Source organism: Caballeronia sp. LZ003, from assembly GCF_031451465.1.
Taxonomy (GTDB): domain Bacteria; phylum Pseudomonadota; class Gammaproteobacteria; order Burkholderiales; family Burkholderiaceae; genus Caballeronia.
On the sequence record NZ_JARUXJ010000003.1, the window covers coordinates 1,454,746 to 1,468,035 of the forward strand.

Annotated in this window: 16 protein-coding genes; 11 read left to right on the forward strand and 5 right to left on the reverse strand. The window is 60.7% G+C overall.

All coding sequences use genetic code 11. The annotated features are described in order from the left end of the window. The first annotated feature begins 5 nt into the window (after positions 1-5). Complete coding sequence (gene tssE / locus QCE79_RS23790) at positions 6-431, forward strand: type VI secretion system baseplate subunit TssE (protein ID WP_244831024.1); 426 nt, start codon at positions 6-8, stop codon at positions 429-431. Positions 432-487: 56 nt separating this feature from the next. Here the strand turns inward: tssE and QCE79_RS23795 are convergent, their stop codons facing one another. Next, positions 488-1,546: an NAD(P)-dependent alcohol dehydrogenase gene (locus tag QCE79_RS23795; RefSeq protein WP_244829925.1), complete on the reverse strand. Its 1,059-nt coding sequence runs from the start codon at positions 1,544-1,546 to the stop codon at positions 488-490. Positions 1,547-1,959: 413 nt separating this feature from the next. Here QCE79_RS23795 and QCE79_RS23800 point away from each other — a divergent pair, with 413 nt between their 5' ends. Further along, the gene (locus QCE79_RS23800; protein WP_244829924.1) at positions 1,960-2,238 is read left to right on the forward strand and encodes a hypothetical protein; all 279 of its coding nucleotides are present in this window, start codon (positions 1,960-1,962) and stop codon (positions 2,236-2,238) included. Positions 2,239-2,255: 17 nt separating this feature from the next. Here the strand turns inward: QCE79_RS23800 and QCE79_RS23805 are convergent, their stop codons facing one another. After that, positions 2,256-2,576, reverse strand: coding sequence for an HNH endonuclease (locus QCE79_RS23805; RefSeq protein ID WP_244829923.1), 321 nt, complete (start codon positions 2,574-2,576; stop codon positions 2,256-2,258). A gap of 140 nt (positions 2,577-2,716) precedes the next feature. Here QCE79_RS23805 and QCE79_RS23810 point away from each other — a divergent pair, with 140 nt between their 5' ends. Beyond that, entirely contained in the window at positions 2,717-3,019 is a 303-nt protein-coding gene (locus QCE79_RS23810) for a hypothetical protein (protein WP_244829922.1), read from the forward strand. Between the two features lie 30 nt (positions 3,020-3,049). Here QCE79_RS23810 and QCE79_RS23815 read toward each other — a convergent pair whose 3' ends face one another. The 3 genes from QCE79_RS23815 to QCE79_RS23825 all read right to left on the reverse strand — a co-directional run bounded on the left by QCE79_RS23815 (position 3,050) and on the right by QCE79_RS23825 (position 5,133). After that, positions 3,050-3,481, reverse strand: coding sequence for a hypothetical protein (locus tag QCE79_RS23815; RefSeq protein WP_244829921.1), 432 nt, complete (start codon positions 3,479-3,481; stop codon positions 3,050-3,052). 117 nt (positions 3,482-3,598) lie between these two features. Next, a complete protein-coding gene (locus tag QCE79_RS23820; protein WP_309848223.1) occupies positions 3,599-3,811 on the reverse strand; it encodes a DUF3079 domain-containing protein in 213 nt (70 codons plus the stop codon). A gap of 116 nt (positions 3,812-3,927) precedes the next feature. Further along, on the reverse strand, positions 3,928-5,133 hold the full coding sequence (locus tag QCE79_RS23825; RefSeq protein ID WP_309848224.1) for a nitronate monooxygenase family protein: 1,206 nt from the start codon (positions 5,131-5,133) through the stop codon (positions 3,928-3,930). A gap of 555 nt (positions 5,134-5,688) precedes the next feature. On the opposite strand from QCE79_RS23825, the gene cyoA reads away from it, so the two are divergent. The 8 genes from cyoA (at position 5,689) to QCE79_RS23865 (ending at position 13,282) form a co-directional block, all read left to right on the forward strand. Further along, positions 5,689-6,573 (forward strand): ubiquinol oxidase subunit II, encoded by an 885-nt coding sequence (cyoA, locus tag QCE79_RS23830; RefSeq protein WP_244829918.1) that lies wholly within the window; start codon positions 5,689-5,691, stop codon positions 6,571-6,573. A gap of 3 nt (positions 6,574-6,576) precedes the next feature. Next, entirely contained in the window at positions 6,577-8,592 is a 2,016-nt protein-coding gene (cyoB, locus tag QCE79_RS23835; protein WP_309848225.1) for a cytochrome o ubiquinol oxidase subunit I, read from the forward strand. Then, positions 8,593-9,201, forward strand: coding sequence for a cytochrome o ubiquinol oxidase subunit III (cyoC, locus tag QCE79_RS23840; protein WP_244829916.1), 609 nt, complete (start codon positions 8,593-8,595; stop codon positions 9,199-9,201). It begins immediately after the preceding gene. Continuing rightward, positions 9,201-9,533 (forward strand): cytochrome o ubiquinol oxidase subunit IV, encoded by a 333-nt coding sequence (gene cyoD, locus QCE79_RS23845; protein ID WP_250468828.1) that lies wholly within the window; start codon positions 9,201-9,203, stop codon positions 9,531-9,533. The genes cyoC and cyoD overlap by 1 nt, the downstream gene beginning before the upstream one ends. A gap of 188 nt (positions 9,534-9,721) precedes the next feature. Next, positions 9,722-10,249 (forward strand): 2,4'-dihydroxyacetophenone dioxygenase family protein, encoded by a 528-nt coding sequence (locus tag QCE79_RS23850; protein WP_244829914.1) that lies wholly within the window; start codon positions 9,722-9,724, stop codon positions 10,247-10,249. Between the two features lie 109 nt (positions 10,250-10,358). Continuing rightward, entirely contained in the window at positions 10,359-11,660 is a 1,302-nt protein-coding gene (locus tag QCE79_RS23855; RefSeq protein WP_250528023.1) for an MFS transporter, read from the forward strand. Positions 11,661-11,675: 15 nt separating this feature from the next. Beyond that, a complete protein-coding gene (locus QCE79_RS23860) occupies positions 11,676-12,404 on the forward strand; it encodes an SDR family NAD(P)-dependent oxidoreductase (protein ID WP_250510826.1) in 729 nt (242 codons plus the stop codon). Positions 12,405-12,472: 68 nt separating this feature from the next. Beyond that, entirely contained in the window at positions 12,473-13,282 is an 810-nt protein-coding gene (locus tag QCE79_RS23865) for an IclR family transcriptional regulator (RefSeq protein WP_250510827.1), read from the forward strand. Positions 13,283-13,290 lie beyond the last annotated feature (8 nt).

Sequence of the window (13,290 nt, forward strand, 5' to 3'; positions counted from 1 at the left end):
GCGTCATGGCGGCCGGCCCATCGCTCTACGACATGCTCCTCGGTCAGATTGACGGGGAGTCGATCGACCATTTCGACGACCGCACGCTCGAAGCCTTGAGCGTGCAGCAAAACGTGCGGCGTATTCTCAATACGCGTGCGGGCGCACTGAAGCATCTACCAGACTACGGTCTGCCGGATCTGACCAATGTTTATAAGGAGTTGCCCGGCTCGTCACACGCGCTCAAGCAGCAAATGGAAGCAACGCTTTTGAAGTATGAGCCGCGGATTCGCTCTATCGATATCGGCATCTTGCAAAACGACGACCCCGGCTTGCAGGTAAGCTTCGAAATGACCTGTCATTTGAAAAAGACAGGGCTCGTGCGCTTTGGCACGTACTTCGTCCCGCCGGGCGTATTCCGCCTGGAACGTCGCGTTCGCGAAGGTCGCTAAACACCACGGAACAAGCCCGCTCACGCGGGCTCTCCTTCACTCACCAAATAACTCCCCTACTGCGCCAACGTCCCCATATCCACCACGAACCGATACTTCACATCGCTCTTCAACATACGCTCGTAAGCGTCGTTGATCTGATCCATGCGAATCATCTCGATGTCGGACGTGATCCCGTGCTTGCCGCAGAAATCCAGCATCTCCTGCGTCTCCGCAATACCGCCGATCAGCGAACCTGCAATCGACCGGCGCTTGAAGATCAGGTTGAACACAGCCGGCGAAGGATGCGGATGCTCCGGCACGCCAACCAGCGTCATCGTGCCATCACGCTTGAGCAAGACCATGAACTGGTCGAGATCGTGCGATGCCGCCACCGTGTTCAAAATGAAATCGAAGCTGTTGGCGTGCGCCGCCATCTGCTCCGGGTCTTTCGAGATCACCACCTCGTTCGCGCCGAGACGCTTCGCATCCTCGATCTTGCCCGGTGATGTCGTGAACAAGACGACATGCGCGCCCATCGCCGCCGCCAGCTTCACGCCCATATGGCCCAAGCCGCCCAGTCCGACGACGCCCACCTTGTCGCCCGGCTGCACGTTCCAGTGACGTAACGGCGAGTACGTGGTGATGCCCGCGCACAGCAACGGTGCGACGGCCGCCGGGTCGAGGTTGTCAGGCACCTTCAACGTGAAGGCTTCGTCGACGACCATCGAGGTCGAATAGCCGCCGTACGTCACGCCGCCCGACTTCTTGTCGGGCGAGTTGTACGTCTGCACGAAGCTTTCCGGGCTCTCGCAGAACTGCTCCTCGCCTTCCTTGCAAGACGGGCACACGCGGCAAGAATCGACCATGCAGCCGACGCCCGCCAGATCGCCCACCTTGAACTTCGTCACCTCGGCGCCGACTTCCGCCACGCGCCCGACAATCTCATGGCCCGGCACGACCGGATAGTTCGTGCCGCCCCACTCGTTGCGCGCCATGTGCAGGTCCGAGTGGCAGACGCCGCAAAACAGCACGTCGATGCGGACATCGTTCGGGCCGACATCGCGACGCTCGATTTCAAGCGGGCCGAGCGGTTTGTCGGCGGCGGATGCTGCATAGGAATACGCCTTGCGCATGATTGTTTTCCCTCTTGAGTTTCAGGCTTATGACAGGAACCGCGTCCTTGCGACACCTCAGGGACACGGTCGAAACGGAAGTGCGCGCGAGAGCGCGCATCGTTTTTTTATGTGCGACAACGAACGTTCGCCGCGCTGTCGCAAACGTGTTGCGGTGATCTTGCCGATCGCGCCGATGTTTCGGCGGCAAATCGCAACTTCAGTACTGTATGCCTATAAGCATCTTTCTGCACGACCGATGGGGACCTCCCCCGTCCGTCTCCCTGCGCAAGCGGGACTATGCGTGCAAAAGTTGCAGATCTAAGGTTTGGGTAAGCGCGGAAGCCAAGGAACGTTCGGGGCGCTTCCGAAAGCAACGGAGTAGCTGGCGTCGGGGCGCCGGCATCGAATCGATATCACACGAGAGCGAGACCATGAATTCGAAGGCGGTAACAGCGAGCATCGACACGCAGAGCGGCACGATAAGCGCCGAGTTTCACGTCGACACGGGGCGGTTGAGAATACTGGAGCGCGGGCTATTGCGCGTGGAACTATTTCCGCCGCATTCGTGGTTCACCATCGCATCGGTGGCCGGGAACAGCCGCTGGGGCACGCGGCCGCGCGAGCGCGACCTGCAACTGGTCGTCGAGAGTTACATCATGCAGCGCTTCGGGATGTCGGCGCTGCGCGCGGATGTCTCGATGGCGCAATGACGCAGACGCGGTCCGCGTCACCGCTTGCGCGCCGAGCGTCGAGTGCGCTGATAAAAACTATTCGGCTTGGTGCGCACCCAGTCGACGAAGCTGCGCACTGCTTCGTCCTGCATGAGCGCGTCGATGGTGGCGAATCGTTGCGCGAGTTCCTTCTCGGTAAAGAGCGCATGCAGTTGCCGATGACAGATGCGATGCAGCACCGCCGTCTGCCGTCCGCCCTGCGACTTCGGCACGAGATGATGCAGGTCGCGCTCGGACGCGGGCACGGGCCGCCCGCATAGCGCGCACGTTTCTTCCGGTAACGGCCGATACCACGGTTCGGGCGCGGGCTTTGCCATTCGGCTCCTTTTCTGGCGCTGCGTCGTTGCGTTGGAACTGATCGTTTCGAGTGTACGCCGAGGCTGTTTTGTTTTCTGGCCGGACGTGGCACCATGGAACTGCTAGCTCACCGCTCACGCAAGTCGACGTCGGAGAAGCCATGGAAGTGACCATCAACGAATTGGCCGGCCTGCTCGAAGAACTGGAACAAGAAGATCCGGTCGATTACGGCGACCTGCCGTTCGGCGAACCGGAACTGCGCCGTCTCGTGTTGACTTCGCTTCTGGAACGGCATCGCGGTCTGCAAGACAGCGGCCTCAATCCCGGCGATGTCAGCCTCACCTACATGCTCACCACCGCGCTGCTCGTGCTCGAAAACCTCGTGCTGCATGCGCGCATCATGCTGCTGCAAGGTCAGCGCATCGACGTGAATGCGCTGTTGCGGAAGTATTCAGGCAGTTGAGCTTCGCGACAGACTTTCGATAAGATCGGCTCAGCCGCGCGGTCCCGAAGGCGGACGGTAGCCGGGAATACGCATCAGCGCTTCGTGGCACGAGACGGCGAGCGCCGCGAGACGGTCCACGCTTGCACGCATGTCCACCTGCGTCTGCGCGATCGTTTGACGCAATGCGTCGAGCCGCGGCGTGATGGTGTCGTCTATCGTCTCACCCTGGCTTCCCAGCAGAAGGATGGCTTCCGCGTCCTCGCGCATCTCGCGCAATTCCATGATCGTCACCTTGCTCTGCGCCTGCACGCGTGCATGTGCTTCGGCAATTGCGCCAAGCCCCATGCGGCGCATGCGTTCGACGAGCTCGCGCATCGAGCGCATGGCGAGTTCACCGGCACCGTAAGCCATGAATTCGACATCGTCGATAGACAGGGAAAGACGGCCTTCGGGAGATTCGAATTCGAGCTTCGTGGACATGTCGGGCATCGCTGTGTTTATGAGATGCCCGAATTCTAGGGATGCAGCCTGCGCCTGAGGTTCGGATTAGTTCTAAAGCGCTGGTCGCCGCGTCGATTGATCTATTTCGAGAACGCGTTACTTGGCGGATGGCGCCACGGAAGTAGCGTTTTCGAGCACGCCGAGATCCCAGTCGCCGAACTCGTACCAGTTGTCTCCGAGCAATTCGGCCGGATGCTGCGTGCGGTTCGAGCCATTGCCGCAGCGCATCGCTTTCTCGGAGCAGTAATGGTCGCAGCCCCAGCAGTTACGCTCCGGGTGGCTGGGGTGAAGGGGAAATCGCTTCGCCATGGTCGACATGCTCCTGTTGCAATGGTCACGCAGGTTAGGTCGAAAGCCCCGCGCGCATCAATAGGAGCAGGGCCGAGCTTCGTTGCGCGGCGCGAAGAACATCGTTTCGGCGGAATTTATCGGAGGCTCAGTAACGGCTTCGTCGCTCCGGTCAGAAGAAGCTCGATCAAGTCGCGCACGCTGCGAATGGCCGGACCGAATGGCAAGGTTTCACGTCCACGGAAGAAGAGGCCGTTGTTGACATCGCCACGCAAAGCCGCCGCGAGCCGGGTATCGATACAGAAGTGCCCGAACTTCTCGATGCCATCACGCAAACCGCATGCGCTCAAACATTCGAGCGCCGACGGACATGTCTGCTCACGCGCGCCGATCTTAATGCGGATGCGTTCCTCGTTGCGCAAATAGCGCATGAGCCACGGCGTCTTGACCGCACGCGCGGGCAAACCCGTCACGCTGATGAACTCCACGATGTCTTCCGGCGTCGCTTCGGTGAGCACGCGCTTGAACTCGGGATGCGCGTCGCCTTCCTTGGTGACGGCAAAGGGCGTTCCAATCTGCACGCCATTCGCGCCCGCCGCCAGCCACTTGCTCACCGCTTCATGACTGTTGATGCCGCCCGCGACGATCACCGGCACGTCGCCTCGGTTCAGCCCGAGCGATTCGAACACGGTCTGCAATTCGCCGAGTACACGTTCGAAGCCGAAGCGCTCGTTGTGCATGTCGGCGACGTCGTTGACGCCGAGATGTCCGCCCGCATGCGCGGGATGTTCGATCACGATCGCGTCGGGCAGGCGGCCTTTCTTCATCCACTTCTTCAGCACGAGCGCGACGCCGCGACTGTCCGAAAGTATGGGAATGAGCGCAATGTCGTGGCCTTGCGTGAGATCGGGCAGGTCGAGCGGCAAGCCCGCGCCCATGACGATTGCGCCCGCGCCTTGCTCGCACGCGACGCGCACGTAGTCGGCGTGCGCGCGCACGGCTTTCATGACGTTGACCGCGATCATGCCGCGCCCTTGCGACAGTTCACGCGCGGCCTGAATCTCGCGTTCCAGCGCGATGAGATTGACGCGTTCGAGCGTATCGCGCGACGGATCGGTGCGGCACATCGCGAGCAGATCCTCATGATGATGCCGCAGGTCGATGCTCGCAATCGTGCCGAGCGCGCCCTCTCTCGCGACGCTGCCCGCCAGCCGATGCGCCGACACGCCAACGCCCATGCCGCCCTGCACGATAGGCAAGAGCGTGCGACCGCGAATGACGAGCGGTGCAAACAGATGTGAGGAAGCGCGCGACGCGCCGTTTTCAGCTTGATGTCGATTCATGATTGGACTGCCCGAATGAAATGTGCTGCGTGATTCGATTCCACCTGCGCTTGCACCCGATGGTATGGGCAGCTTTCTCGCTCGACAATCGCATGTCACGCGCTGATGTTGACGAATGTCACACGAGGCCTTTCTTTGGATCGGGTGTGCGCGAGGTTGCGCGTCTGCGAGACCGCTTTTCTACTCATCCCAACCGGTACCATCACTTCTTGCAACATGATTTGACACACGATTGCCAATCGTCTGTCAGCATGGCACACCGTCTGGTTAATTCGTTTTGCTTAGGCCTTGGACAAGACCGCTCAAAAGCAATAAAAGCCGCTAAAACAAGCGCTTCGCTTGCGAAAAATCAAGCCTTCAAGACATATAAATTCGTCACAAATTAAGCGGGCAATAAGCGTTCGCGTGACACAGCGTCGCACGCACTTCAAATGAAACGCTTTTCCATAGATTAGCGTTTTCGTGCTCAATGCTGCATGGCATCATCGTGGCGCGGCGCAACGCCGTGCACGGCGTTCTTCCAGAACGCTTCGATCAAAGAAACCAGCGAATGCAATGAATGAGAAAACCAAACGTTTAGCAGCGCCACTGTTAGCGGGGGTGGCCAGTCTCTGTCTCTCGGGATGCAAGCTGGAAGTGTTGGACTCGAAGGGCAGCATCGGCAAAGCGGAAGCTTCGTTGATCGCTCTTTCGACTTACACCATGCTTCTCGTCGTCATCCCGGTCATTTTGATGACCCTGTTCTTCGCGTGGCGCTATCGCGCGTCGAATAAGAACGCTACCTACGCGCCCAAATGGACGCACTCCACGGCAATCGAAATCGTCGTCTGGGCGATTCCCGCTGTCATCATCCTGTACCTCGGCATTTTGACGTGGAAAACCACGCATGAACTCGATCCGTACAAGCCGCTTCAATCGGATGTCAAGCCGATCAACGTAGAAGTCGTCGCGCTCGACTGGAAGTGGCTCTTCATCTATCCGGATCTCGGCATTGCGTCGGTGAACCAGTTGGCCATTCCCGTTGGCACGCCGGTGAACTTCCGCATCACGTCGGATTCGGTGATGAACTCGTTCTTCATCCCGCAACTCGGCGGCCAGATCTACGCAATGGCCGGCATGCAGACGAAGCTGCATCTGCAAGCGGATCACGTGGGCGACTATGCGGGCATCTCCGCGAACTACAGCGGCCAGGGCTTCTCCGACATGAAGTTCCGCGCGCTCGCCATGTCTTCGGCCGATTTCGATGCATGGCAGAAGAAGGTCAAGACCGCGCCCGCGCGTCTGGACATGGACGTCTACGCCGGCGTCGCGAAACCGAGCGAGAAAGATCCGGTGAAGTACTTCTCCACCGTCGATCCCAAGCTCTTCAACAACATCGTCGGCAAGTACAACAACGGCCGTTTCGATGTCAACGGTGAAAACTGCGTAACCAAGGGGTAAGCCATGTTTGGCAAATTAACGCTCGAGGCGATCCCGTACCACGAACCCATCATCATGGGGGCGACGGTCCTCATGGCGATCATGGTGATCGGTGCGGCCGCCCTTCTCACTAAATTCGGCAAATGGGCCTGGCTCTGGAACGAGTACCTGACGTCGACGGATCACAAGCGCATTGGCGTCATGTATCTCGTCGTGGCGGGTCTCATGCTGGTGCGCGGCTTCGCGGACGCCATCATGATGCGCGTGCAGCAAGCCATCGCGTTGAATAATCCCGGTATCTTCCCGCCGCATCACTACGACCAGATTTTCTCGGCCCACGGCACCATCATGATCTTCTTCATGGCCATGGCGCTGCTGGTCGCATTCTTCAACCTCGTGGTGCCTTTGCAGATCGGCGCGCGCGACGTGGCGTTTCCGTTCATCAACTCGTTGTCGTTCTGGATGACGGCCGTGGCCGCTGTCCTGATCAATCTCTCGCTCTTCATCGGCGAGTTTTCGAAGACGGGCTGGCTCGCGTATCCGCCGCTCTCCGAGACGCAATTCAGTCCGGGCGTCGGGGTCGATTACTACATCTGGGCCTTGCAGATTTCCGGCGTCGGCACGTTGCTGACGGGCGTGAACTTCTTCGTCACCATCGTGAAGATGCGCGCACCCGGCATGACGTGGATGAAGCTGCCGGTGTTCACATGGACGGCGTTCTGCTCGAACGTGCTGATCATGGCGACGTTCCCGATCCTGACCGTCGCGCTCGCGCTGCTCGGTCTCGACCGCTACCTCGGCATGCACTTCTTCACGAACGACGGCGGCGGCAACCCGATGGTGTATCTGAACCTGATCTGGGCTTGGGGACACCCCGAGGTCTACATTCTGATTCTGCCGGCTTTCGGCATTTATTCGGAAGTGGTCTCGACGTTCTCGAAGAAGCCGCTGTTCGGCTACAAGACGATGGTCTACGCGACGTGCTGCATCATGGTGCTGTCGTTCCTTGTGTGGCTGCACCACTTCTTCACCATGGGTTCGGGCGCCAACGTCAATGCCTTCTTCGGCATCATGACGATGATCATCTCCATCCCGACCGGCGTGAAGATCTTCAACTGGCTGTTCACGATGTACCGTGGCCGCATCCAGTTCACGACGCCCGTGTTGTGGACCATCGGCTTCATCATCACGTTCACGCTCGGCGGCATGACGGGCGTCATGCTGGCCATTCCCGGCGCGGACTTCGTGCTGCACAACAGCCTCTTCCTGATCGCGCACTTCCATAACGCGATCATCGGCGGCGTGGTGTTCGGCTACTTTGCCGGCGTGCAGTACTGGTGGCCCAAAGTGTTCGGCTTCAAGCTGGACGAAAGGCTCGGCCGCAACGCCTTCATTTGCTGGTTCGTGGGCTTCTTCGTGGCGTTCGTGCCCATCTACATCCTCGGCTTCATGGGCATGACGCGCCGTATCAACCACTACGACAACCCCGCATGGCAGCCGTATCTGATGGTCGCGGCTGCGGGCGTCGGCATCATCGCGTTGGGCGTGGCCTTCCAGGTCGCGCAGATCGTAGTCAGCGTGATTCGCCGCAACCAGCCGGCGTATCGCGATGTCACGGGCGACCCGTGGAACGGCCGCACGCTCGAATGGGCGATCAGCTCGCCGCCGCCGGTCTACAACTTCGCGCATATTCCAGCCGTGCGTGAACTCGACGAGTTCGCCGACATGAAGGAAACCGGCCGCAGCATGGCCGATCAGGGACCGTACCGCGCCATCCACATGCCGTCGAACACGAGCGCGGGTCTTGTCGTCGGCGTGTTCGCGCTGGTGCTCGGCTTTGCCGCCATTTGGCATATCTGGTGGATGGCTATCGTCGGTCTGGTCGGCATTGCCGCGACCGTCATCGGCTACAGCTTCCGTGCGAACGCTGGCTACATGATCCCCGCCGCGACCGTCAAGGCGACCGAAGAGCGGAACCGTCCGCCGAAGTCGCCTGCAAAGACCGGCGTCGCGCGCGACCTGGAACTGGAGGTGCTGTAAATGTCGCAATCGACACTATCCGCGCATCACGCGCATGACCATGAGCACGAACACTCGTCGCATTCCGTGTTCGGCTTCTGGGCCTACCTGATGACCGACTGCGTGCTGTTCGCCTCCCTTTTCGCGACCTTCGCGATGATGGGGCATCAGTTCGCGGGCGGCCCGACGGCAAAGGATCTCTTCAATCTCAACGATGTCGCGATCGAAACCGCGCTGCTGCTCACGAGCAGTCTGACGTTCGGCTTCGCGATGATTTTTGCGCAACGCAAGAAGACGGGTGCCGTGCTCGCGTGGCTCATCGTCACGTTTCTGCTGGGCGCGGGCTTCCTGTGGCTGGAACTGCACGAGTTCGCGCATCTGATCGCCGAAGGCGCCAGCCCTCAGCGCAGCGCGTTCTGGTCGTCGTTCTTCACGCTCGTCGGCACGCATGGTCTGCACGTCACCCTCGGCATGATCTGGCTGATCGTGCTTGCGGTGCAGATGATCGCCAAGCCGGGCATGGGCGAACGCGAACTGCGCCGGCTCGCCTGTCTGAGCCTTTTCTGGCACTTCCTGGACATCGTCTGGATTTGCGTGTTCTCCTTCGTCTACCTTGCGAGCCTCGTCTAATGGCACATACGCATTCAACACATGGCGATATCCCGCATGTCAGCGTGCGTGGCTATCTGATCGGCTTCGTGCTGGCGGTCGTGCTGACCTTGGCGTCGTTCTGGCTCGTGATGTCGGGCACGTTCAGCGGCGAGCGCGCGATCACGGCGCTTGCAGTGCTGGCCGCCGTGCAGATGATCGTCCACGTGGTTTTCTTCCTGCACGTGAACGCATCGAAGGGCCAGCGCTGGCACGCCTTGTCGTTCGCCTATACGATTCTGATGTCACTCGTCGTTGTCGTCGGAACGGTATGGGTCATGCATAACGTCCACATGCTGATGATGGCGCGTTAAGCCCATCGGTCCTTCCCAAGGAACCGTATTGCTGCGTCAAAGCGGACCTGCCTCGCAGGTCCGCTTTTTTTTCGTCGGTGCGAATCCCTATTTTTAAGCGCGTGATGATCTTGACAATTTGTCGCAGCCGCGTGAATATCTGTCCATAATTTGGCTTAATCATCCACAATATGGACAAGGAGACGCGAATGCCCGCGCCCAAGAATTCGGCGGATGCCCTCACGCCGTATCAATATCCCAATCCCAAGGAAGCGCAGAAGGAAATCGTCGTGAGTCACGCGATTCCAACCGACGAGCGCGAGTGGGTCCCGCAAGCCGAGAACGTCTGGTTTCGTCCGCTGTGCCTCAATGTGTCGACCGGTTACTGGATGAACCTGCTGCGCGTGCGCAAGTCGGGCGTGCTGTCGCGTCACCGTCATCCGCAAGCCGTGCATGGCATGGTGCTCAAGGGGCGCTGGCGCTATCTGGAGCATGACTGGGTTGCAACAGAAGGCAGCTACGTGTTCGAGCCGCCCGGCGAAACGCACACGCTTTACGTGCCCGAAGACGTCGAGGAAATGATCACCTACTTCCAGGTGAACGGCGTGATGTTCTATTGCGATCCATACGGCAACTACACCGGTTATGAAGACGTGTTCACGAAGGTGGACATGTGCCGCAAGCATTACGAAGCCGTTGGACTGGGCGCGGATTTCGCCGATCAGTTCATTCGCTGAATAACGCTTGAAGCAACGGCTTGAAGCACGGTCTGAAGCAACGCAATTCCCGCAGCACCTTTCGCCAACCGAACCGAAGCATAAAAACAAGGCTTTCGGAGGAGACAACATGCAGAGTAAATCGCCGCGCCTGAAGCGCATACAGTGGGTCGCGCTCACGTTCCTGACGCTTGCCGGGATCGTGAACTATCTCGACCGCAGCACGCTTTCCATCGCGAATCATTCGGTCACACAGGAGCTGGGCCTGTCCGCTTCGCAGATGGGCTTGCTGCTCTCAGCATTCTCGTTCGCGTACGCGTTTTCGCAGTTGCCCATCGGGGTGATGCTCGATCGCTTCGGCGCGCGCATCATGCTCGGGCTCGGCATGTTCGTGTGGTCGGTGGCGCAGTTGTTCGGCGGCCTCGTCACGACGCTGCATCAGTTTCTCGCGGCCCGCATCGCGCTCGGCATCGGCGAGGCGCCTCAATTTCCGGCGGGCGCCAAGGTCGTCAGCGAATGGTTCGCGCAGCGCGAACGCGGCAAGCCGACCGGCATCTTCGTGACGTCGTCAACCATTGGCCCGGCGCTCGCTCCGCCCATTCTCACCGTGCTGCTGCTCAACTTCGGCTGGCGCAACATGTTCGTCATCATGGGCGTACTCGGCATCATGGTGTCGGTGGGCTGGTATGTGGTGTATCGGAACCGCAAGGACATCACGCTCGATGCGCAGGAAGTCGCGCATCTGACCGAAGGCGAACCCGCACAGCGCGCCGAACGCAATATGACGTTCGCGGAATGGCGCGGTCTCTTCGGCAAGGCGACGACCTGGGGCATGATCTTCGGCTTCATGGGCGTGATCTATATGGTGTGGCTGTATCTCACGTGGCTGCCGGCGTATCTCGAACACGAGCGCCATCTGACGATTGCGAAGACCGGCTGGGTCGTGACCATCCCCTATCTTGCCGGCACGCTCGGCATGCTGTCGTCGGGCTTTATCGCCGATGGTCTGATGGCGCGCGGCGTCGCACCCATTCGCAGCCGCAAGTGGCCGATCTGCTCGGGTCTCATCGGCGGCGCGCTCTTCACGGTGCCGGCCGCGTTCACGCCGAATCTCACGCTCGCTATCGTGTATTTGTCGGCGGCAATGTTCTTCGTCAACATGGCGAGCGGCGCGGCGTGGGCGCTCGTCTCGGTCGCGGCTCCGCGTCATATGGTGGCCTCGCTCGGGAGCATCCAGAACTTCGGCGGTTACTTCGGCGGTTCGTTCGCGCCGTTCATTACCGGGCTCGTGGTCGACAAGACGCATTCGTTCGTCAACGCGTTCCTGATCAGCGCGGGCGTGGCGTTCGCCGCCGCGCTCGTGTACATGTTCGTCGTGCGCTCGCCGATTCAGGATTCCGAGGCGAAAGCCGCCGCCGTTCCCGTCGTCTGACCATTCAAGCTACTCATGACCTTTCAACCTGATCTGTACAAAGGCAAGACCGTCGTCGTGACGGGCGGCACGCAAGGTATCGGCGCGGGCATCGCGCAGGAATTCGCGACGCTCGGCGCGCGCGTCATCGCGGCGGGTATCGCGCCGACGGCAGCGCAGAAGGACGCGCTCGGCGCGGGAATCGAAGTCGCCGCGCTCGATGTCGCCGATGCCGCCAGCACCGCCGATCTTTTCGCGCGTCTCGATTCGCTCTACGTGCTCGTCAACTGCGCAGGCATGATCAAGCGTGGCGACGAGCACGACATCGAAACCTTCGAGCGCGTGATCGCCGTGAATCTCAACGGCACCATGCGGATGTGCTCGGCGGCGCGACCGTTACTCGCGAAAAGCCGGGGATCGATCGTCAACACGGCGTCGATGCTGACGTTCTTCGGCGGCGGTCTCGTGCCCGCGTACAGCGCGAGCAAGGGCGGCGTCGCGCAGTTGACGAAGTCGCTCGCGATTGCTTACGCGGCAGAAGGCATTCGCGTGAACGCGGTCGCGCCCGGCTGGATTGCCACGCCGCTTACGCAGGCGCTGCAGGAGGACGACGGCCGCTCGCAAGCCATTCTCGAGCGCACGCCCATGAAGCGCTGGGGCTTGCCGGAGGATGTCGCGCGCGTGGTGGCGTTTCTGGCGTCGCCGGCGGCGTCGTTCATGACGGGAACGGTCGTGCCGGTTGATGGCGGCTATCTGATCGCCTGACGCGCCAATCGACGGATCACGCGGCGTGCCGATATACTCGGCGCGCCGTCGCACTCAGGTTTCCAAAAATGTCCGCAGCCTCCGACTCCTCTTCCTCCTCCTTCGACGCGGCGAAAGCCAACGGCACCGCCGCGTTCTCGAAGTTCATGGTGGTGCTGCAACTCATCGCCGATGCCGACGAACCGCCGACCGTCGCCAGCCTCACGGCGGGATCGGGTTATCCGCGTCCGACGGTGTATCGCATCGTCGGCGCGCTAATTGCCGAAGGGCTCGCGGTCGAGAGCGCACGTGGTGGAAGTTATGCGCTCGGCCCGCGTCTGATGTCGCTTGCGAGCCGAAGCTGGGAGCGCTCCGATCTGCGCATCGCCGCCACCGACGCGTTGCAGGCGCTGCGCGACAGTACGCAGGAAACCGTGCATCTCGCCGTGCGCAGCGGCGCGGAGATGGTGTATATCGAAAAGCTCGAAAGTCCTCATGCGGTGCGCATGGCTTCGCGCATCGGCACGCGCGTCACGCTCTATTCGAGTTCGGTGGGCAAGGCGTATCTGTCGACGCTCGGTCGTGCCGAGCGCGATGCGTTGTTGCAAGGCATGGTGTTCGAGCGCTTTACGTCGAATACGATCACCGAGCGTCGCGCGCTCGATGCGGAACTCGATGCCTGCCACGCGCGCGGCTATGCGGAAGACCGCGAGGAAAACGAAGCGCAGATTTTTTGTTATGGCAGCGCGATCGTCGGGGCGAACGGCACGACGCTCGGCTGCGTAAGCGTGAGCATTCCGCTGTTCAGAAAGAGCGCGACGCCTGTCGAAACTTATATCGAACCGCTCAAGGCCGCGTGCCGCGCGATCGGGGAGCGCATGAGTCCGGGTACGCGCTGACGCGCGCG

Coding starts and splice junctions, on each gene's coding strand:
- QCE79_RS23855 (WP_250528023.1), top strand. CDS start 10,359: ATGCAGAGTAAATCGCCGCGCCTGAAGCGCATACAGTGGGTCGCGCTC.
- QCE79_RS23805 (WP_244829923.1), bottom strand. CDS start 2,576: ATGGCAAAGCCCGCGCCCGAACCGTGGTATCGGCCGTTACCGGAAGAA.
- QCE79_RS23825 (WP_309848224.1), bottom strand. CDS start 5,133: ATGAATCGACATCAAGCTGAAAACGGCGCGTCGCGCGCTTCCTCACAT.
- QCE79_RS23815 (WP_244829921.1), bottom strand. CDS start 3,481: ATGTCCACGAAGCTCGAATTCGAATCTCCCGAAGGCCGTCTTTCCCTG.
- QCE79_RS23795 (WP_244829925.1), bottom strand. CDS start 1,546: ATGCGCAAGGCGTATTCCTATGCAGCATCCGCCGCCGACAAACCGCTC.
- cyoC (WP_244829916.1), top strand. CDS start 8,593: ATGTCGCAATCGACACTATCCGCGCATCACGCGCATGACCATGAGCAC.
- QCE79_RS23820 (WP_309848223.1), bottom strand. CDS start 3,811: ATGGCGAAGCGATTTCCCCTTCACCCCAGCCACCCGGAGCGTAACTGC.
- cyoD (WP_250468828.1), top strand. CDS start 9,201: ATGGCACATACGCATTCAACACATGGCGATATCCCGCATGTCAGCGTG.
- cyoA (WP_244829918.1), top strand. CDS start 5,689: ATGAATGAGAAAACCAAACGTTTAGCAGCGCCACTGTTAGCGGGGGTG.
- QCE79_RS23865 (WP_250510827.1), top strand. CDS start 12,473: ATGTCCGCAGCCTCCGACTCCTCTTCCTCCTCCTTCGACGCGGCGAAA.
- cyoB (WP_309848225.1), top strand. CDS start 6,577: ATGTTTGGCAAATTAACGCTCGAGGCGATCCCGTACCACGAACCCATC.
- QCE79_RS23810 (WP_244829922.1), top strand. CDS start 2,717: ATGGAAGTGACCATCAACGAATTGGCCGGCCTGCTCGAAGAACTGGAA.
- tssE (WP_244831024.1), top strand. CDS start 6: ATGGCGGCCGGCCCATCGCTCTACGACATGCTCCTCGGTCAGATTGAC.
- QCE79_RS23860 (WP_250510826.1), top strand. CDS start 11,676: ATGACCTTTCAACCTGATCTGTACAAAGGCAAGACCGTCGTCGTGACG.
- QCE79_RS23850 (WP_244829914.1), top strand. CDS start 9,722: ATGCCCGCGCCCAAGAATTCGGCGGATGCCCTCACGCCGTATCAATAT.
- QCE79_RS23800 (WP_244829924.1), top strand. CDS start 1,960: ATGAATTCGAAGGCGGTAACAGCGAGCATCGACACGCAGAGCGGCACG.